We start from the raw sequence: 20,994 nt of genomic DNA, 5'->3' as shown, positions 1-20,994 counted from the left end.
TTAACTGCTAAATGTAAAATCAACTTCCATTAAATCACATCTTCCAAAACCACAAGCATTTGCATTGTTTGGATTTAAGAAGTTTCCATTACCTCTTCTGTGATTTCCATCTCCTGTGCAATCAAATTGATTTAACACTCCACCTAATTCATTTTCTCTACTACCAACTAAACCAATTAGAGTTAAGCCTGTAATATTATATCTAGCATGTGCATTTAAAGATGCCCTTAGATTATAAACACTTGTAGAAGGAGTAATCAAGCTTGAAAATTCTTCTTCTGTTATATTTTCTGCATTTGTTGGAATTACTACAATTCCTGCATTAGTAGCTATAATAGGAACAGCATGAGCTCTACCATTTTCTAAGTTTAATAATCCTATAAATAAAGATCCTAATGGAGCGCTAAATAATCTTCTTAATTGATTATCAATTTCTCCTTCTTCACTAATAGAACTTAAACTCCACTCAAGCCAAGGCAATACTCCACTAGTAAGCGCCCACATAGCTCTAACACCTCTTGAATATAAAGATTCTCCAAACACAAGCTCTCCTCCCCATAAACCAAGTGCTTCTTGCATTGAATTATATGATGCAGGATTATGTCTTTGAAATGAGATAAAAGGACTTGTATGGTCTGCATAATCAAACAATAAACCTATATTAGAGCTTTCTAAATCAGGATTTTCAACATAAGCATGAGTAAGTAAAGAAATTATTTCATAAGTTTGTAGCATACAAATTCCACATAAACCACTTGAATCACCACTACTATCGGTAGATCTTGCGATTCTTAATAGCCTATCCTTCCAATTTGCTAACAATGGATTAAAATTAGCTAAAGCATCACTTCTAATATCTCTTTTAAATATTCTTTCATTTCCGCATTTATTAGCACTAAATGTAGCATTTTTAGCATTATAATTTCTTATTTGATAAACACTTGAATCAAAGAAAAATTGACCATTTGACTGCTTGCTAGCTGCTAAATTTTCTTTATAATATTTTTTAGTTACTATAAATAATTTACCAAAATCCCCTCCTCTTGCAACATCTAACAAGTTGTTTTTACCATCTACTATGAAAGAATTTTCAAATAAATTAAAATTCCAAGCAAATTTACTTTCCCTATCTTCAAAATTACATTTTTTAAATCCTATAAAAGTAAAGTCTTTATTATTTAAATTACTTTCAAGACATTCAAAACTAGCGCTTTTAGGATTATAAACAGCTATTTTTCCTGTAAAGGTATCATAATAAAAATTAAATGGTGTTTTACTAGCTCCATTTTTATTTAAATAAAATCTTTCTACTTTATTGCCCGTTTGATTTAGAAAATAAATCGGAGTTTTAAGAGCATAATTTACAGGTGGTGGAGTAGCCTCTAGCCATTCTTTCATCACTTCTTTAAATATATTTAATTTATTTCCAAAATTATTATTTGTAGCAACTACTAAAAAGTTTTTTTCTGTAATTTTTATCTTAGGATAAGCACTTAAACTGAATTCATCTTTTATGTTAAACCACTGAGAATCATCATTTAAAATACAAGGCTTAAGCTCAACATAATCACTTGTTTTTCTGTTTCTTTTCATATCATCACTTAAACTTGCACATAGCCAGTTATCATTAAATCTAAAAGCTAATCTTTTATATAAATCATATCTTGAGGTTCTAACATCCTTGCAAGGCAACATTGCAAGCAATGTTCTATCTCCTATTATTTTTGGCCCAAGACAAAATACATTACCATCCCAAGCTTTTACAAAAAGTCTTGCGTCTTGAATCTTATTTGCTCTATTTTGTGCTACACTTTGTGCAAAAAGCGTAAGGCTTAGAGTAAAAAGTATAAAAATCTTTTTCATCAAATCTCCTTTTTTTTGTTATTATTAAAGTAAAAAAATAATATAGGAGAGTTAATGTTAATAAAATACGATAATTTTTATCCTAAAATTTCAAGCCAAGTTTTTATCGCCTATAATTCTTGCATTATAGGCGATGCTTTTATAGATGAGAATTCTTCTATTTGGTTTGGAACTGTTATTAGGGCTGATGTAGCAAGTATAAAAATAGGTAAAAATACAAATATACAAGATAATTCTACAATTCATGTAGCAAGGGCTTTAAAGGATAGTGAAGGTAAAGAAATTAGCCCAAAAATTGATTGTATTATAGGTGATAATGTAACGATAGGGCATAACTGCATAATCCATGCTTGCACTATTGATTCAAATGTTTTAGTTGGAATGGGTAGCACTATAATGGATGGTGCAAATATAGGAGAAAACTCAATTATAGGTGCTAATTCTTTGGTTACAAAAAATAAAACCTTCCCACCAAATTCACTTATTCAAGGCTCACCAGCCAAACTAATAAGAACTTTAAGCGAAGATGAAATGCAAGCTATTAAAAATCAAGCTTTAGAATATGTAGAGCTTAGTAAAAAATATATTTAAGAGCAAAAAAGCTCTTAATAATTAATATGTTCTTCAAATTCCTTTAAACGCTTGTGAATACTTCTTAATTCAGTTATGGTAGTCCAGTTTTTAGTAAGCACGCTAAAGCTTGAACGAACATTACTAAAAGCATTGTTAATTTGCACTAAAACTCCAAGAGTAATAATTCCTAAAAATAAATTCTCTCCAACAAGCAAATAAGCAAAAATAACCATAAATTGCTCGTACATATAAAGCCAAATATCAAAATATCCATAATGTAAAAACAATCTTTTGTAATTAAACTTAAGTCCTGTAAAAAGCTCTAACATTGTTTCAGGTAAAGCATGATTTGTTCTATCGTTTTCTGCATATACTAATTCTTTTCTAAATGCTGCTTCTGCTTTTTGATTGTTATATTCTAAATTAGGCAACTTTATTCCAACAAACCAAGATATCATAAGCCCACCAATACTCATTGTAAAAGCCCAAATTATAAGCCCAAATTGATTGCTAAAAAATGGTAAAACTAAATTAGTTCCTAAAGTATATAAAATAGGAACAAAAGCTATTAAAGTCATAAAGGCTTTAATAATATCAATCCCCAAACTCTCAACAATTTTTGCAAATCTATATATATCTTCTTGAATACGCTGTGATGAACCTTCTATATAATCATTATTTTTTCGCCAAGCTTTAAGATAAGAAAAAGTAATCGCTTCTCTCCAAGCAAAAGCAAAATGCCTTGAAAAAAACGAAGTTAAAGTAGCGATTAATATATAAGGTAAAGCAATAAATAAAAACTTTATCAAATCATTCATAAATTGCTCGTAAGTGCTATTTTGTGGAGCGTTTTGTAAAATATTATAAAAATTTTTATACCAGTTATTAATTTCTACATTTAATAAAGTTTGAGAATAAATAGCTAATAAAATAAATAAACTACCGCCCCAAGCCCAAATAACCCATTTTTTTGAAAAATAAAAAGCTTTAAACATAATAAACCTTGATTTAAAAGAATTTGAAATAGGAATTTAGTTTTAATTCCTATTTCAAATTCTTGTTATTTTTTAGCTTTAATATGCTTTTCATCAATATATCCAAGTTCTAATAATTTATTAAAAATTTTAGCAACAATAGGACCTGCAGTTGCACCCCCATGCATTCCATGCTCAACTAATACAACAACAGCGTATTTTGGCTCTTCATAAGGACCATAAGCATTCATCCAAGCGTGACTTCTTGTGTAATACTCCATATTTTCTTCTTTCATTCTCTTTTTTTCACTTTGAGAGATTCCTACTACTTGTGCTGTTCCTGTTTTTGCTGCTAGAGTGATTTTGCTTTCTAATAAAGGTTTATAGCCTGTTCCTTTAATATTATTTGCAACATCAAACATTCCTAAACGCAAATATTTTAAATCTTGCTTTTCGCTAGGCGTAAAAATATCCTTTTTTTCAAATACGATTTTTTCTTTATTAATTTCATCTATAAAATGTGGTTTTATTTCATATCCACTAGCAAGTTTTGCAGTATAAACAGCAACTTGCATAGGAGTTGCTAAGAAATTGCCTTGACCTATACTTGTAATTAGTGTTTCTCCTTGATACCAAGGCTGATTATATCTTGAGCTTTTCCAAACTTTATTTGGTAAAATTCCAACACTCTCAAGTGGCAAATCTATATCGGTCTTTTTACCAAAACCTAATTTATATAAAGTTGCACTAATATCAGCTATTCCAACCCTTAAACTTCCTTTATAAAAATAATCATCACAACTTGATCTAATAGCTGATTTTAAATCCATTACTCCATGACCATAAACATTATGGCATCTAAACTTTCTTCCACCAAAATTAAATGTTCCAGCACAAGTAAAAGTCGTGCTTGCATCAATTTTTCCACTTTGCAAAAACGATAATCCTACACCCATTTTTACAACCGAGCCTGGAGGATAGCGACCATTTATAATCTTATTTGTGAAAGGATGGTCTAAATCTTGTATCATCATATCCCATTCTTCTTGAGAAATGCCTGTTACAAATGGATTTAGATTATATTCAGGGTATGAACCCGCTGCTAAAATAGAGCCATCTTCAATATTTAAAATAACAGCTGAACCACTCATATTTTTAAACAACTCATCTAAAAATTGCTGCATTCTAATATCAATTGTAAGCTTAATATCGTTATCCATAATAGGCTTTTTAAACTCTATTTCTTCTACTTCTTGGTTTATAGAATTAACCTTTGTTACTTTTTTACCTGGAGTTCCTTGCAGTATCTCATCATAGTATTTTTCTATTCCGGTTTTTCCTATTTTTTTAGTAACTTTTACTACATCATTGCTTACCATATCATCAGAATTTGCTCTTGCAACATAACCTATAATATGACTTGCTAAAGAGTTGTATGGATATAATCTTTTAAAACTAGCTTTTATTAAAATATTTTCATCTAAATTAAGCTTAAAATAGCATTTATTTAAACTTTCGTATTCTATAAAATCAATAATTTCAATCTCATCTTGATTATAGTAGCTATTTTCTCTTTTATAAATTTTAGTAATTTTTTCAGAGTCAATATCGCTTAAACATTCTTGTAATTTATTAATAGTGTTATTTAAATCATCTTGTTTTAGATGAGGTTTTAACGATATAGAAAATCCTAATTGATTAACCGCTAAAGGGGTGTTATTTCTATCTAAAATAGCACCTCTAATAGGAGCTATTAGTTCTTCTTTTGTTGAGTTTTTTAAAGCTAATTCTTCATAATAATCGTTGCTATAAATACTAAGCCAATAAACCCTAGCTATTAATAAAATAAAAAAACTTAGTATTACAAATACAACAAATTTTAATCTCAAACAATTCCCCTAAAAAGCACTATGGCTAGCAACGATTCCAAACAAATATAATAAATAAAAATAATATCGTAATTTAAATGCCCTACTTCAAAAATATATGAATACGCAAGGTTTAAAATTAGATTAAATCCATATACAAAAATTATGAAAAGTATTATTAAAATATCTCTATTTTTTAATTTATAAATTAATTTATTATAAAAATAATAATAAAAAATTAAAAACGAAATAGTAGTGCAGAATAAAAATAAGCCATGAGTTAGCTCAATAAAACAAAAATATAAAATTATAAATAAACTTGTCCTATCAAAGCCTTTTTTATTAAAATGTATGATTAAATAAACAAAAAATACACCAAACAAAGGTGGTAATAAAAACACAATAGAGCAAAGTATTTGGTAAAAAAATAGAATGAAAAAACCTAAATAATAACTTAGATTTAATCTTTCTTTCATTTTATATACTCATATAGTTTTGCTTGTAATTTATCAATTCCTTTTTTATTTGAACTTGAAACAAAAATAGCATCTTTATGCTTAGCTTTTAGTTTTGAAAATTCGCTTTGATTTAATTTATCAATCTTTGTAAATACTTTAATATAAACTTGTTCTTCACTCATAAAATCTTGTAAATAATCAAAAACACCTTCATCAATATCTAAATTATCATGCCTTGAATCAATTAAATGAATAAAGCATTTTATTTCTTTTCTTTTTTGTAAAAATTCATTTAGGTTTTTATTCCAAGCTGCCTTTTTATCCTTAGAGACCCTAGCATAACCAAAACCCGGTAAGTCTATTAAAATTAATTGTTTTTTATCAGCAAATGTAACTTCAAAAAAATTAATTAATTGAGTTTTTCCTGGTGTTGATGATGATTTTGCTAAGCCTTTATGATTTGCTAAAGCATTGATTAGTGAGCTTTTACCGACATTTGAACGACCCAAAAAAGCAATTTCGCCTAAATCATATTCTTGTGTTTGAAAATATTTTTCACATGATATTAAAAATTTCGCACTTACTATATTCATTTTGCTATCTCAAATATTAATTTAACAGGTTTATTTTCTTTATTACTCTTAACTTTATAAGTTCCATCTTTTTGATTAATATATATATAATCAGCTACTAGTTCTTTATTATTTTCTTTGATTTTTACATTGCCACTTAGCTCATAAGAGTTTTTATTTACATCATAAAAAATCTTATCAGCCATACCCTTAAAAACACTATCAGCCATAGTAATTGAAAAGCTTGTAACGCTTCTTGCTTCATAGCTTGAGATTTTGTTATCTTTGTTTGTTTTTATTGTTAAAACTTGACAATTTAAAAAATCGTTGCCTTGTTTTATACTAACATCTTTACTAAAAACACCTGTTTGATTATCTTTACTGCCTTCAAATAACTTTGCGTTTATTTCAATTTTTTGCGCTAATAAACTAGATACGAAAAATAAAACAATAACTATTTTTCTATACATAAATTTACCTCTTCTAATACAAGCTTTTGTGTTTTTAAATCATATTTAAAAGAATTAGCATTAATTAAACTACCATTATAAGTGGCTTTGGTTTTGGTATCTGAGCTTAATATTTGCTGATTTTTTAAATATTTTACATAATCACTTTCTAAATTAATTTCTTTATCTTTAAAAACCACCTTGTTTTCTAAAATTATTTCATCATTTTCTTTTGTAGCTTTTAAAGCGCTTAATTCTTTATCCAAGCTTTTAACTTCAAAATCTAATAAATTATCTTGATTGCCTATTTTGTAATATTGCTTTGCATAGGCTAGAGTTTTTAGTTTTGTATCAATCTCATAACCTATAATATCATTAGCTTCAAGGCTTTTAAAATCTAGCTTATAATTCATCTTGTCTAATTCATAAGGCTTTTGAATAATAATAAAAAAAAGCATAGATAACATTGAAACTAAAATAATATTAAAGGTTTTTACTAACACTTAAGCCACTGCCTTGTTTGATTATTTTCTTTATAAATAATTTCTAACATTTCATGCACACAACCTGCTCCACCTTTTGTATTTAAAACTCTTCCAAATACTCTAACGCCATCATTCGGTATGAAAGGTAAAAAAACAGCTTTTAATAAATCCAAATCATTGTAATAATCGCCTATCGCAGCTACTTCATTAAAACTTATATTTAATTCTTCTAATAAGCTTTTAGCACAAGTTAATTTATCCTTAATGCCGCAATAAACATAATCAATTCCTAAATCTTTAGCCCTATTTAATACAACATCAGAACTTCTTCCAGTAATAATTGCAAACTTCATACCGAGTTCTTTTGCCTTTAAAATAGCTGCTCCATCTTTTACATTAAATTCTTTAATCAAATCAGCTTTTGGAGAATAAATAATCTTTCCATCACTTAAACATCCATCAACATCTAAAATTACTAATTTAATCATAATTACTCCCTAAATATAAAAGAACCTAAAAAATTAGCTAAATTAATAAAATCTCTAGCTTCTTCTTCGCTTCTAAATCCTTTTAAAAACACTCTATAAAATCCATCGCTTGAGTTTAAAACCTTACTCGTATAACCTTTATAGTTTGCATATTTTTGAGCTAAATTATAAGCATTACTTGAATTTTTAAAAGCTCCTATTTGTATCATAAAATCGCCACCTGTTACGCTATTTAGAGCTTGTGAAAAACTAGAATTTGAATTAGGAATTTGGTTTTTAAAATTAACTTGATCAAAACCTAAAACTGTAAGTTTTACTCTAGCAGTTCCTTTTTTTGTCATATCAATTTCATGTGCTGCTTTATTTGATAAATCAATTATCCTACCAGCTACGAATGGACCTCTATCATTAATTCTTACGATTACACTTCTTCCGTTTTCAAGATTATCAACCCTTACCATAGTATTCATAGGTAAGGTTTTATGAGCTGCTGTCATTGAATTAGTATTGAATGTTTCACCATTAGAAGTTTTTTTGCCATGAAAACCTGGTCCATACCAACTAGCAATTCCACTTTCAGTATCACCTATATTTACCTTGCTAGGATAATAAGTTTTACCATTAATAGTGTATGGTCTCATAGTTGCAGGAGTATTTGGTTTAGCTACTCCATAATTTGCAGCAGGAGTGCTAGAACAGGCAGTAAATAAAGCAAGAAAACTAGCAAATACTAAAAACTTTTTCAATTTTTAGCCTCCTTGCTATTATCAAAATCTAAAATAGGAATTAATAGATTTTGATTAATTCCAATTCTATCATCTTTTAAATTATTATAAGCCTTTAAAGTGCTTGTGCTAACATTGTTTTTCTTAGCAATTGCATATAAAGTATCGCCTTGTTTTACTCTATAACTTATAACATTTTTTATATTATTTTTAGCATATTTAATTGAACTTTTATTGTCTTTATAACTAGCTATTTTTTCTATTGGTAAATATGCATAATATGGATATGGAGGTGCGTAATTACCTTTAAATTGTGGATTTAATTCTTTTAATTCTGATAAACTCATTTTTGCTTTATTTGCTACTAATTGCAAACTTTCATTTGGTTTTATTTCAACCTTGCCTATATTTAAAGCCATAACTTGATTTAATAAATAAATATCTCCATATTTAGCAATATCGTTTTCAGCTATTAAACTTGTGCTTAAAATCTTTTTAAAAAATCTTCTAGTTTCTTTAGGTAAATATTTTTGCTCTTCATCAAGCAAAGTATTTAATTCATCTGTTCCTGCATTTCTAATAGCTTTTCTAACACAGCCATTTCCACAATTATATGCAAAAATTGCCAAATACCATTTGCCAAACTCATCTTTTAATTTATGTAGATATTTTGCAGCAGCCACACTAGCAGCAACTACATCTTTTCTCTCATCAACAAATTTATCAATTCTTAAGCCAAAATTCTTAGCCGTTGGCTCCATAAACTGCCAAACTCCAGTAGCTTTTACACCTGATCTTGCATCTGTTTTAAAATTACTCTCAACCATTGCAAGGTATAAAAATACATCTGGAACACCTTCTTTTTTTAAAATTGCTTTAATGATAGGAATATTCATATTAGCTTCATTTAAAACTTTTGTAAAATAAAGCACCTCACGCTCACTCATGTCGTAAAAAATTTCCATGAATGATTGATCTTGCAAATATTTAACATCAACATCAATACTTTTTAAAATTTTTTCTTGTTTATCATATTTATCCACCGAAAAACTAGCAAATAAACAAATATTTATCATTATTAATAATATAAACTTTTTCAAATTAATCCTTTAAATAAATTTTTTGCGTTATTTGTTGTTAGGTCTGTTATCTCCTCAATTGATTTATTTAATAATTCTGCCATTTTTTGTGCAACCAATGTGCAATATTTTGGCTCATTTAAAGTTCCTCTAAAAGGATGCGGGGTAAGATAAGGCGAATCTGTTTCGATAAGTAACCTATCTAATCTAATTTTAGGAAGTATTTCAACTAAATTTTTTGCATTTTTAAATGTTAAAACACCACCGATTCCATAATAAAATCTATCACTTAATTCAAGCAATATTGGGCTAGCATTAAAACAATGCAAAACTCCAAAAGCTTCTTTATAGCTTTTCAAAATCTCAAGCGAATCAGCGCTCGCATCTCTTATATGTATAATTAACGGCAGTTTTTTTTCTATTGAAAGCTCAATTTGTTTAATAAATACTTCTTTTTGTAAGGCTTTTTCTTCTTCACTAGGACTTCTGTAATAATCTAATCCACATTCACCTATTGCTATACATTTCTTATCATCTAAAAAGCTTCTTAAATAATCTAAATTAAAATCAGCAATATCATAAGGATGAACCCCTGCTGCATAATAAACATTATCGTATTTATTAGCAATATTAGAAGCTTTTTTTAAAGTTTTTATATCAGCACCTGGGATTATATGAAGTTTTACCCCATCATTACTTGCATTGGTTAAAACTTCATCTAAGATATCATCATATCTATCATCATCTAAATGCGTATGTGTATCAATAATATACATCAATCACCATTGTATATTTCAACCCTGTCACGGCCGTTATTTTTAGCTTCATATAAAGCTTCATCAGCTTTTTTAATCATTTCTTCAATTTCTGATTTTTTAGAGCCAACTGCAACACCTATTGAAGCTGTAAAATTGATTGTTTTATCTAAATAAATAGCAGGAGTTGATTTTATTGCGCTTCTAATTTTAACTGCCATTTTAATAGCATCTTCTTTTTTAATATTTTTTATTAGTAAGCAAAATTCTTCACCACCAAATCTAGCAACCATATCTCCACCCTTTACTTGCTCAAGTAAAGTTTGTCCGCATTGAACTATTACGCTATCTCCTGCTGCATGGCCTAAAGTATCGTTAATGTTTTTAAATTTATCAATATCTATCATTAAAACAGCAAAATCTACATCATCATTTATTTTAGAATAATAATCTTTTGTAGCTTCAAAAAAGCTCTTTCTATTATTTAGTTTAGTTAAGAAATCTTTTGCAGCCGCATCTTTTAATTGCTCTGAATAATAAATCAAATCAATACTATTATTGATTCTGCAAATCATATTTTCTCTTGAAAACGGCTTTTGAATAAAATCATTTGCACCTGATTTTAACATTCTAACGCCTACATCATCACTTCCGTGAGCTGTTAGAACTATTATGCCTAATTGATTTTTATTATATTCTTTTCTAACTTCTTTAATAAGCTCTTCACCACTCATTGCTGGCATTTCTTTATCTGTTAGAATAAGTTTTACATCAGGGTGTTGTTCTAAGTATCCTAAAGCTTCTGCTCCATGTGCTGCTGGAAATACTTGAAATTTATAAGCTTGAAGAATATTTTTAATAATATTTCTCATAGCCATTGAATCTTCTGCAACAATTATTTTCGTATTTTCGTTTCTTTGTAAGCGTTCTATAATATCAATAATATAATCGACACACTCGCTACCTTCTTTTAAAACATAATCAACTATATCTTTATCCATAAAGCTTTTTCTAGTAGCATCATCATCAAGACCAGTTAAAATAATACTTGGTAATTTTTTAGAAAGTGCATAATCAACAACTTGACCATGCATAGCATCAGGCAAACATAAATCAAGCAATGCAGCAAAATATTCATTATTATCTATTAATTCTTTAGCTTCTGCAAAATCATAAGCTATATCAAATTCACAATTTAATGCTCCACTAACTTTTTTTGCTATTGCTTTAGCTAACATTTTATTATCATCTACTAATAATAATTTCATTCTTTTCCTTCTAATATGGTTTTTGCAAAATCTAAGGCTGATTGACTAATATTCTCATCGCTAATCATCCTTGCAAGCTCATTTGCAATTTCATCTTTTTTAAGCTCTCTTGCAAAGCTTTTGTTGTTTTCTTTACTTACCAAAAAATGCTGATTTGCTTTAGCGCAAATCCAAGGCATATGAGTTATTACAAAAATTTGATAATGTTTGCTTAATCTACTTATCACATTTGCTATGCTTATAGCCTCTTTTCCACTTAAATTAGCATCAATTTCATCTAAGAATATATAACCATTTGCATAATCAATAAAATCAGCAAAACTAGCTAAAAACGCAAGTCTTAATCTATTTAATTCACCAGAACTAATCTCTTTAAACCCTGCTTTATTTAAGCTGATTTCAAATCTATCAATACCGCTAATTCCTAATTCAAATTCCACTAGTTTAAGAGCAATTTTGTCTAAGTATAACAAATTTAGATAATCATTAATTTTGCACTCAAGTTCTTTCAAATAAATTGCTCTTATGTTAGAAATATTTCTAGCATCGCTTAAAAGCTTATTTTTTAATGCTTTTAGCTCTTTTTCAATATGGCTTTTTTCGTAATCAATATTTTCATAAATATTTAATTCTTTTTCCTTTTCTTCTAAACTAATCAAAGCATCTTCTACACTGCCATATCTTTTAACAAGATAATGAAGTTTTTCAAGCCTATTTAAAATCTCTTCTATGTTTAAATCACTGCTTTCATTATTTAAATCATTGAAAATATCATTTAGCTCACTCATGGCATTTACAAAAAATTCACTATCAATATTAGCTAATCTTAATAATTCTAATACACTATTTTCATAAGAAAATATGCCTTCTGATTTACTTAAAGCTTGCTCTATTTTATCTCTTCTTGATAATTTAGTTTTTAATTCAAGAAGTTTTTCATATTCACCTTTTTTTGGATTTATTTCTTTAATCTTTCTTATTTCTAGGCTTAATAATTCTTTTAAATCATTAATTTTATTTTCATCTTCACATAATTTATTATATTCTTTTTCTAATTCGTCTAATTTTTTAAAATTATTTTTATACTCATTTAAAATATTTTCATAATTTGCTTCTTTTTTTATAACCACTAAATCAAGCATTTTAAGTAAATAACTAGGCTCAAAATCATCATAATTTTTAGCCGATAAATAACGAATATTACTAGCATTTAATTCGCTCATTATTTTTTTTGATACTGCTTGATTATTTATAAAATATCTTGTTACTTTATCTTTTTTTACTCTAAAAACATTAGGATTAGCATTTTCTATGCTTTCATCATTAACCTTATCATCTATGCTAATTTCTAAAAGGTTTGCAGTGCTTTCAAAAATCCCAAAAGCAGCTAAAATGCTTTTAAAAATCACTGACTTTCCAGCTCCACTTGAACCTGTAAAAACAATAAGCCCATTTTTAAAATCTAAATTAAGTTCATCAAAAGTTATATTATTTGTAAAATATAATCTTTCTATCATCTTATTTCTCCCCAATGTAGCTTTTCATTTAAAACTTTAAAATAAGAACTATTTTTTTTCCTAATAATATTAGCTCTTACATTGCTAAGCCCTATTCTAGCACTTATAAATTCATCTTTATTAAATACTTCTTGTCCGTCTATACTAAGAGTGCAATTTGAGCTAATTACATCTATAAAAAAGCTTTTAGGAAGAACAATAGGTCTTTGAGTTAGCGAATGAGAGCATATAGGAGTTAGCATAAAAACACGGCTAAGTGGATATACAATAGAACCACCTGCGCTAAGGTTATATGCAGTTGAGCCTGCTGGGGTTGAGATTATAAGTCCATCGGCATTATAATTATTAAAAATTTCTCCCTTAAAACTTGTCTTAATATCAGCTAATAATAAATGATTTGCTCTATTAAATACTGCGTCATTAAAAGCATATTTTTGTAAGACTTTGCCATTTTTTAACTTTATTTGAACGCTTAATAAAAAAGGTCGCTCAAGCTTATAAGAACCATTTATAAAATCGCTAATTCCTAATTCAAATTCCTTGATTTGAAACTCCGTTAAAAAGCCTAGATTTCCAGCATGAACACCTAAAACAGGAATATTTGTATTAGCTAAATACCTACAAGCTGAAATAATGTTTCCATCTCCACCTAGAGAAATTAATAAACTTACATTTTCTAAATCAAAATTAATATTATCTTTTCTATTATTTATATATAGAGAATATTTTATTTTTTTATGTTCTAAAAAATTTTTTATATGTTTTAGCTCAGAACTATCTTCTAAACCAAGTTTGCAAAATATTATAATTTTCTTAATTTCTTTATTTTTCATAATCTTTTCTTATATTTTTTATTATAAATTTACAATTTTTGAGTAAAAAACAATATAATTTTATAAAAAATCATTAATTAAGGAAAAAAATTGAGAACACATTATAGCACTGAGCTAAGTATTAAAAATATTAATGAAGAAGTAGTTGTAGCAGGTTTTGTTAATTCATATCGTGACCATGGTGGAGTTGTATTTTTAGATTTAAGAGATAAAGAAGGTATTATTCAATTAGTATGCGACCCAGAAATTAGCAAAAAAGCTCACGAAATTGCAAGCACTTTAAGAGATGAATATGTAATAAGTGCAAAAGGTAAAATAAGAGCTAGAGGAGAAGGATTAGTAAATCCAAGACTAAAAACTGGTGAAATAGAAATAGTTTGCGAAGAAGTTGAATTAATAAACGTTGCAAAAGCACTACCTTTTGATATAAATGATTTAAATGTTAATGAAGAATTAAGACTTAAATATAGATTTTTGAGCCTTAGAAATCCAAAATTATTAGATAATTTCAAAAAGCGTTCAATTATTACAACAGCAGCTAGAAATGCTCTAACAAAATTAGGCTTTATGGAAGTTGAAACTCCGATTTTAACAAAAGCTACACCTGAAGGTGCAAGAGATTATTTAGTTCCATCTCGTGTGCATGAAGGTGAATTTTATGCCTTGCCACAAAGCCCACAATTATTCAAACAACTTTTAATGGTTGCAGGATTTGATAAATACTTTCAAATCGCAAAATGCTTTAGAGATGAAGATTTAAGAGCTGATAGACAGCCTGAATTTACTCAAATAGATGTTGAGATGAGCTTTTGCGATCAAGAAATGGTTATGCAAAATGCTGAAACTTTCTTAAGAGAAACATTTGCAAGTGTTGGTATAACAATGCCTGAAAATGTAAGAAGAATGACTTATAATGACGCGATGGAAAGCTATGGAAGCGATAAGCCTGACTTAAGATTTGATATGCCGATGATTGATGTAGCACATATTTTTGCAAAATCAAATAATGCTATTTTTAGTGAGCCTGCAAAAGATACTAAGAAAAATCGTGTAAAAGCAATTGTTGTTAAAAATGGAGATAATATTTTCTCAAAACGCCAAATGCAAGGATTTGAAGAGTATGTAAGAAAATTTGGCGCTAAAGGACTTGCATTTATTCAAATGAAAGAAGATGGGCCAAAAGGACCATTAACTAAGTTTTTTGATGATGAAGGTGCTGAACTTATAAATTTCTTAAAAGAAAAAGCAGATTTTAGTGTAGGAGATGTAGTATTCTTCGGCGTTGGTGCTAAAAAAACTGTTTTAGATTATATGGGAAGATTTAGATTATTCTTAGCAAATGAATTAAAAATCATTGATGAAAATAAATTTGAGTTTTTATGGGTTGTTGATTTTCCTATGTTTGAGCAAAACGATGATGGCACTTATTCAGCAATGCACCACCCATTCACAATGCCAAAGAATATTGATGCACCAATTGATGAAATAAGTTCTGTTGCTTATGATATAGTTTTAAATGGAGTTGAGCTTGGTGGCGGAAGTATAAGAATTCATAGAAGTGATATCCAACAAAAAGTATTTAAACTGCTTGGAATTAGCGAAAATGAACAAAAAGAAAAATTTGGCTTTTTATTAGATGCTTTAAGTTATGGAGCACCTAGCCATGGTGGATTTGCGATAGGACTTGATAGATTATTAATGCTAGTTACAAAATCTAGCTCAATTAGAGATGTGATAGCATTCCCTAAAACTCAAAGAGCACAATGTCTAATGACTGATGCACCGAGCAAAGTTGCTTATGCTCAGCTTAATGAATTACACATTGCATTAAAAGAAAGTAAAAAATAATTTTTGCCCCTAAAAAGGGGCTTTTAATACTATGATTATTAGATATTTTAGACAATATAAGCTTCGTAAAAATGTTAAAAACTTTTTAAATCTTTCTTGGCGTGATGCTAGCCTTGATAATGTTTATTATGGTTGGGGAAGAAAAGAAAGTGGAAGAATAGCTGAGAATTTAGCTAAGAAAAATAATGCTAAATTTTGCTTGCTTGAAGATGGTCTTATTCGTTCTTTAGGGCTTGGGATTAATGATAAAAATAGCTTTTCACTAGTATTTGATGATGTTGGGATTTATTATGATGCAACTGCTCCAAGTAAGTTAGAAAATATTTTAAATACTTATAAATTTAGCGAAGATGAATTAGAACAAGCAAAAAAAGCTATAAAATATCTAGTAGATAATAATATAAGCAAATATAATAATGCTTACAAAGAATTTGAATTAGGAAATAAAGATAATGTTTTGGTAATTTTACAAAGTGCAAATGATTTATCTTTAAAATACGGCTTAGCTAATAATATTAATTCACTTGATATGATTAAAGATGCAATTAAAGAAAATCCTAATTCTAAAATTTATGTAAAAATTCATCCAGATGTGCTCAGTAGTAAAAAACAAAGTGATATAAATATAAATGAAATACCTAAAGTTTGCGAAATTATAAGTGATAGTTATAATCCAATAAGTCTTCTTAAAAACTTTAAAAAAGTTTATACAAAAACTTCAACAATGGGATTTGAAGCTTTACTTTGTGGCTGTGAATGCGTATGCTATGGAATGCCGTTTTATGCAGGATGGGGGCTTACAAAAGATAAGCAAAAATGTGAACGTAGGATTAAAATAAGAAGTATTGAAGAGATATTTTATGCTATATATTTTTTATATACAAAATATTATAATCCCTATTCTGAAGAAGTTTCAGATATATTTGATACCATGAAAACTATAGTTCAGTTTAGAGAAATTTATAAAGCTAATTCAGGAAGATTGTTTTTCTTTGGCTTTTTATGGTATAAAAGATTTTATATCAAACACTATTTTAAATCAGATAACAATCAAATTATTTATATTTCATCACTTAAAAAACTTAAAAAATATAATTTAAACAAAAATGATAAAGCATTTATTTGGGGTAAAACCTACGAAAAATCAGAACTTTTAAAATATTTTAAACATGTTAGTATCGTTGAAGATGGGTTTATTCGCTCAATAGGATTAGGTTCTAACTATGCCATACCCTACTCACTTGTGGTTGATGATATGGGAATTTATTTTGATCCTAAAACTCCAAGTAGATTAGAATATATATTAAAGAATACTGATTTTAATGATGAGTTAATACAAGAAGCAAAAGAAATTAGAAAACTAATCTTAGATAATTCTTTTTCAAAATATAATTGCCTTAAACACAAAGAACTGCCAAAAAGGGAGCAAAAAACAATATTAATCCCAGCACAAGTTGAAGATGATGCGTCTATAAAATGTGGTGGTTTAGGATATGATACCTTAAAACTTATCAAGCAAGTTAGGGCTGAAAATCCAGAAGCTTATATAATCTATAAGGTTCACCCAGATGTAGTAGCCGGTAATCGTAAAGGTCTTAAGGATGAAAAAATTATCCTCCAATACTGTGATGAAATCATAACTGATATTAGCATTGATAGTTGTATAAAAGCCTGTGATGAAGTGCATACTATCACATCAACAGCAGGCTATGACGCACTTATCCGCGATAAAGTAGTAGTAACTTACGGAGCTCCATTTTACGCCGGTTGGGGTCTTACAATTGATAAAAACTTAAACCCAAAAATCCTATCTCGTCGCAATAGAAAATTAACTATTTATGAGTTAATTACTGGAGTTATAATTTTATATCCTAGATATTTAAAACCTCAAGTCAAAACTCTTAGTGACTGTCTTACAATAACAAGGAAATTAATTAGTCAAAAAAGTGAAATGCACAAGAATATATCTTAAAGATCTATTTTTTATCTTTAGACTTATCATTATTTTGTTTACTATCACCATCTTTCTTTGTACCCCTTTTAAGGGCTTTTATCAATTCAGGGTTTTGAGATAAACTTTCGTTAGATATATTTATCATAAATTATTCCTTTATATTTCAATAATACACAATATTATAATAAATAAAAGTAAAAACACAACACCTGCTATAAAATTTTCCCTAACTGCATTATCCAATATATTTAATTCTTTATATAATTTTTTTTCTTCTTCTGATGGCTCATCATAAATATTGCTTTTTCCAACAATTAACAACATAAGAGCTTTGTTTTTTGGTATTATTTCAAACAGTTCAGCGTCTACAACACATAAAAATAATAAAGCCGATGTAGAACCAAATATTATAGATAAAATATTCCAAGTATCTATTATGTTTTTAAAATCAATTTTAAATATTAATGTAGACAAAAAAGCTAATGCTCCAAGGGATAAATTTAAAAATAACTTATCTATACTAATAGATTCATCTAAATGCTTTTGAAAATATATTTTTTTAATCTCAATATTTAAATTTTGTTCTTTAATACTTTGGAATTTATTTTCTAATAATTCATCTAAATACTCTTCTATTTGTTCTATATTTTTATTCATAATCAATACACCTTTTTACTAAATCTAAAATATTTTCTTTTTAATTATTTTTAATCCAAGCTTATATTCATTGCTACTTTCTATGAATTTAATTTTTTGATAATCTATAAATTTTTTTAATATAGGCTGTTTTTTTCTAAGTCCTAACTTAACCATTATAATATCACTTATCTTTCTAAAAAAATGAGTAATAAAAATATAAATATATATAAAAAATAACAAAATTTTCTTATAAAAACAATCAGCCCATAATTTTGCTCTACCTAATCTGTATGGCAGAAGATTTCTAAGTATTTTATCTGAATTAAATATTTTATTATTTTCATTATAATTCTTATTACATTCATATAATATTTCTTCATAAAATAAAGTATTTTTAGCATAACTCCACCAAATATCAGCATTAGGTATAGTATGATTAATCCAAGGCTTTATAGAACTTGTAAAGTGTAAAAATTTTGGATTACTTAAATAATTAATAAAATCATTTTCATAATCAAATATAAAAATTTGATTTTGAACATTCCAACAAGGGTCTACTAGCTTTACTTTATCATTTATTGCTATATTTAAAATATCTTGATCTGGATATTTTAAATTTCTTTTTGTTTTTATCAATTCCAAACACTTATTAATCAAACCAAACTCATTGCATTTTTTGATATCAAAAATAATAAAACCTGAATTAAAATAATTATCAAGATTATCAATATTTAAAATATTTGTAATATAATTTTGCATTTGTTTAAACTTTAATATACTAAAATCCTTAACAGCACCGATTAAATTATCATCTAAATCAATACCATAAGCCTTAGCAATATCATCTAAAAATACAGCATCACAATCACAATAAATGACCTTATCATAATCAGCCATAATCTCAGGTATAAATATTCTATAATACATGCTAGATGAAAAATGTCCACAAGAGTAATAATTAGCTTTATATTTATGTAAAAGATATTCTACATTATAAAATCTAATATTGAAATTACTAGCACTGTAATTATCTAAAATATCACCAATGTTGTTTTCTTTTATACTATTATGTAAAATTATTACATCATAATTTTTTGTCATATTTATATTATCTCTCAAAGATCTTAATGCTACGTGCAAATACGGGATATATCTACCATCACAAGAAAAAATTATCGGAATATAATTTAAATTAAATATTTTTTTTAAGGTGCTGTTTGTTTGCGTTTTTTGCACATATAAAACATCTAATTCTTTTATTTTATTACCTTGTAGTTTAAGATAAGTGAAATATATCCCAGTAAGCCATTCTGCAATATATCCAAATACTCTTTGCTCCATATCATTATAATTATCAGTATTGATTAAATCTTTTAATTTAAACAAAACACCAAACACAATTTCGCAGTATTTAAAAAAATAGTCCTTTGGTAATATAAACATATTACAAAAATATTTAATCTTACCACTATTGTAAACTCTTGAAGCTTCTTTATATTCTAAAAATTCATTATCTATAATCTCTAAGCATTTATCGTAATCCTCTATATGTAAATGTTTAGCTGTTACTTCATAATGCCTATATGGGTTACCTTTTCTAGATTTAAATATAAAAAAATCATTACTATTTATATGGCTTTTTATTATATTTTTATTAAACAGTCTTTCTATAAGCTCATCATCTAAAAAATCTATATTAGGTAGTCCTATACCTTTATTAATTTTAAGTGACTTTGAAATCCCTATAAAATCAAACAATCTCCTATAATGCATGACACCAAAATATTCAGGATTTCCTAATTTATCATAATTTTTCCAAGCCCAATAAATACCAGTCATCTCACAAAAGTATCTATTAAGATAAGATATATTATCTCCTGTATCATCTCCTATCATACTAGACAGTAACCATTCTTTATCATCATTACTTAAACCAGCATCTTTACTTTGTTCATTCATTACAGCTCGTCCTAAATGTATAGGAACTAATATTTCACTTTTAAGTAATGTTGCTGGTTTATGATAACCTACTAGGATTTTAATCATATCAATATTTAAATTTTCAATATACTTTTTACTATACAACGATTAGTTATTTTATATCCAAGTTTTACAGTAAAATCTTTTATACATTCCTGATAAATAATATGATCATTTTCTTCAATTAAACCAATTTGTTCACACTCAAAACTATTTGAATAATATCTATATTCACCATATAATAATATTGCTAAATTGTTATCTTCTAAATATTTTTTTAAATAATTCTTGCGTATTACGATACTAACATTATTAATACAAGCCACAGTATATGTACCATCAAAATAAAATCCATTCATTTGCTTTAACTGAAAATAATTTATAAAATCATCTTTAAATTGCATACAACCATATTGATTAAAGTCAAATATTCTATATATACCAACATTTTGCCCATTAACATTTATACTAGTCGCACTAAATTTGCCTATACAACTACAACCTTGCTTTTCATGTTTTAAAATCTGTTTAATATTATCTTTAGAAACCAATAAAGAATTTAAATAAATATTTTCGCAATCATTAGAAAAATTGTTGATTTCATTTGCATAATAAATATAAACAAACTCTTCATTTGCAATATTAATAATATAGTTCTTAAAATTG

General features: G+C 27.2%; 21 protein-coding genes. 3 read left to right on the top strand and 18 right to left on the bottom strand.

All coding sequences use genetic code 11. From position 1 onward, the window contains the following. On the bottom strand, nt 1–1,863 hold the full coding sequence (locus AVANS14531_RS01455; RefSeq protein WP_336611046.1) for a DUF1561 family protein: 1,863 nt from the start codon (nt 1,861–1,863) through the stop codon (nt 1–3). Between the two features lie 54 nt (nt 1,864–1,917). Between AVANS14531_RS01455 and AVANS14531_RS01450 the strand changes: the two genes are divergently transcribed. Then, nucleotides 1,918–2,454: a gamma carbonic anhydrase family protein gene (locus AVANS14531_RS01450; RefSeq protein WP_336611045.1), complete on the top strand. Its 537-nt coding sequence runs from the start codon at nt 1,918–1,920 to the stop codon at nt 2,452–2,454. Between the two features lie 14 nt (nt 2,455–2,468). Here the strand turns inward: AVANS14531_RS01450 and AVANS14531_RS01445 are convergent, their stop codons facing one another. The 13 genes from AVANS14531_RS01445 to AVANS14531_RS01385 form a co-directional block, all read right to left on the bottom strand. After that, a complete protein-coding gene (locus AVANS14531_RS01445) occupies nt 2,469–3,431 on the bottom strand; it encodes a putative transporter (RefSeq protein ID WP_336611044.1) in 963 nt (320 codons plus the stop codon). A 65-nt stretch (nt 3,432–3,496) separates the two neighbouring features. Next, nucleotides 3,497–5,299 (bottom strand): penicillin-binding protein 2, encoded by a 1,803-nt coding sequence (gene mrdA / locus AVANS14531_RS01440; protein ID WP_336611043.1) that lies wholly within the window; start codon nt 5,297–5,299, stop codon nt 3,497–3,499. Then, a complete protein-coding gene (locus AVANS14531_RS01435) occupies nt 5,296–5,754 on the bottom strand; it encodes a hypothetical protein (protein WP_239816856.1) in 459 nt (152 codons plus the stop codon). Before AVANS14531_RS01435 ends, mrdA begins: the two co-directional genes overlap by 4 nt. Then, nucleotides 5,751–6,329, bottom strand: coding sequence for a ribosome biogenesis GTP-binding protein YihA/YsxC (gene yihA / locus AVANS14531_RS01430; RefSeq protein WP_336611042.1), 579 nt, complete (start codon nt 6,327–6,329; stop codon nt 5,751–5,753). Before yihA ends, AVANS14531_RS01435 begins: the two co-directional genes overlap by 4 nt. Beyond that, nucleotides 6,326–6,778: a lipopolysaccharide transport periplasmic protein LptA gene (lptA, locus tag AVANS14531_RS01425; protein ID WP_336611041.1), complete on the bottom strand. Its 453-nt coding sequence runs from the start codon at nt 6,776–6,778 to the stop codon at nt 6,326–6,328. The genes yihA and lptA overlap by 4 nt, the downstream gene beginning before the upstream one ends. Beyond that, nucleotides 6,763–7,215: an LPS export ABC transporter periplasmic protein LptC gene (lptC, locus tag AVANS14531_RS01420; protein ID WP_239816859.1), complete on the bottom strand. Its 453-nt coding sequence runs from the start codon at nt 7,213–7,215 to the stop codon at nt 6,763–6,765. The genes lptA and lptC overlap by 16 nt, the downstream gene beginning before the upstream one ends. 38 nt (nt 7,216–7,253) lie before the next feature. After that, on the bottom strand, nt 7,254–7,730 hold the full coding sequence (locus AVANS14531_RS01415; protein ID WP_336611040.1) for a KdsC family phosphatase: 477 nt from the start codon (nt 7,728–7,730) through the stop codon (nt 7,254–7,256). 2 nt (nt 7,731–7,732) lie between these two features. Beyond that, entirely contained in the window at nt 7,733–8,476 is a 744-nt protein-coding gene (locus tag AVANS14531_RS01410) for a septal ring lytic transglycosylase RlpA family protein (RefSeq protein ID WP_239816861.1), read from the bottom strand. Further along, nucleotides 8,473–9,555, bottom strand: a complete 1,083-nt coding sequence (locus AVANS14531_RS01405) for a lytic transglycosylase domain-containing protein (protein WP_336611039.1) — start codon at nt 9,553–9,555, stop codon at nt 8,473–8,475. Before AVANS14531_RS01405 ends, AVANS14531_RS01410 begins: the two co-directional genes overlap by 4 nt. Next, nucleotides 9,552–10,310, bottom strand: a complete 759-nt coding sequence (locus tag AVANS14531_RS01400) for a TatD family hydrolase (RefSeq protein WP_336611038.1) — start codon at nt 10,308–10,310, stop codon at nt 9,552–9,554. The genes AVANS14531_RS01405 and AVANS14531_RS01400 overlap by 4 nt, the downstream gene beginning before the upstream one ends. Further along, nucleotides 10,310–11,557: a GGDEF domain-containing response regulator gene (locus AVANS14531_RS01395; RefSeq protein WP_239816864.1), complete on the bottom strand. Its 1,248-nt coding sequence runs from the start codon at nt 11,555–11,557 to the stop codon at nt 10,310–10,312. The genes AVANS14531_RS01400 and AVANS14531_RS01395 overlap by 1 nt, the downstream gene beginning before the upstream one ends. Beyond that, the gene (locus tag AVANS14531_RS01390) at nt 11,554–13,074 is read right to left on the bottom strand and encodes an AAA family ATPase (protein ID WP_336611037.1); all 1,521 of its coding nucleotides are present in this window, start codon (nt 13,072–13,074) and stop codon (nt 11,554–11,556) included. Before AVANS14531_RS01390 ends, AVANS14531_RS01395 begins: the two co-directional genes overlap by 4 nt. Further along, nucleotides 13,071–13,907, bottom strand: coding sequence for an NAD(+)/NADH kinase (locus AVANS14531_RS01385; RefSeq protein WP_239816866.1), 837 nt, complete (start codon nt 13,905–13,907; stop codon nt 13,071–13,073). The genes AVANS14531_RS01390 and AVANS14531_RS01385 overlap by 4 nt, the downstream gene beginning before the upstream one ends. Nucleotides 13,908–13,997: 90 nt before the next feature. On the opposite strand from AVANS14531_RS01385, the gene aspS reads away from it, so the two are divergent. Continuing rightward, the gene (gene aspS, locus AVANS14531_RS01380) at nt 13,998–15,755 is read left to right on the top strand and encodes an aspartate--tRNA ligase (protein ID WP_336611036.1); all 1,758 of its coding nucleotides are present in this window, start codon (nt 13,998–14,000) and stop codon (nt 15,753–15,755) included. Between the two features lie 31 nt (nt 15,756–15,786). Then, nucleotides 15,787–17,727: a capsular polysaccharide biosynthesis protein gene (locus tag AVANS14531_RS01375; protein ID WP_336611035.1), complete on the top strand. Its 1,941-nt coding sequence runs from the start codon at nt 15,787–15,789 to the stop codon at nt 17,725–17,727. Between the two features lie 4 nt (nt 17,728–17,731). Here the strand turns inward: AVANS14531_RS01375 and AVANS14531_RS01370 are convergent, their stop codons facing one another. The 4 genes from AVANS14531_RS01370 to AVANS14531_RS01355 all read right to left on the bottom strand — a co-directional run. Beyond that, on the bottom strand, nt 17,732–17,854 hold the full coding sequence (locus AVANS14531_RS01370; protein WP_336611034.1) for a hypothetical protein: 123 nt from the start codon (nt 17,852–17,854) through the stop codon (nt 17,732–17,734). A gap of 11 nt (nt 17,855–17,865) precedes the next feature. Then, nucleotides 17,866–18,366 (bottom strand): hypothetical protein, encoded by a 501-nt coding sequence (locus AVANS14531_RS01365; RefSeq protein ID WP_336611033.1) that lies wholly within the window; start codon nt 18,364–18,366, stop codon nt 17,866–17,868. Between the two features lie 24 nt (nt 18,367–18,390). Next, nucleotides 18,391–20,394 (bottom strand): DUF4422 domain-containing protein, encoded by a 2,004-nt coding sequence (locus AVANS14531_RS01360; RefSeq protein ID WP_336611032.1) that lies wholly within the window; start codon nt 20,392–20,394, stop codon nt 18,391–18,393. A gap of 8 nt (nt 20,395–20,402) precedes the next feature. Next, the coding region (locus AVANS14531_RS01355; RefSeq protein ID WP_336611031.1) for a hypothetical protein at nt 20,403–20,994 on the bottom strand (592 nt) is incomplete at its 5' end.

It is taken from the genome of Campylobacter sp. Cr9 (assembly GCF_020138295.1).
Taxonomy (GTDB): domain Bacteria; phylum Campylobacterota; class Campylobacteria; order Campylobacterales; family Campylobacteraceae; genus Campylobacter_E.
This window is presented reverse-complemented; position numbering and strand designations above follow the sequence as displayed.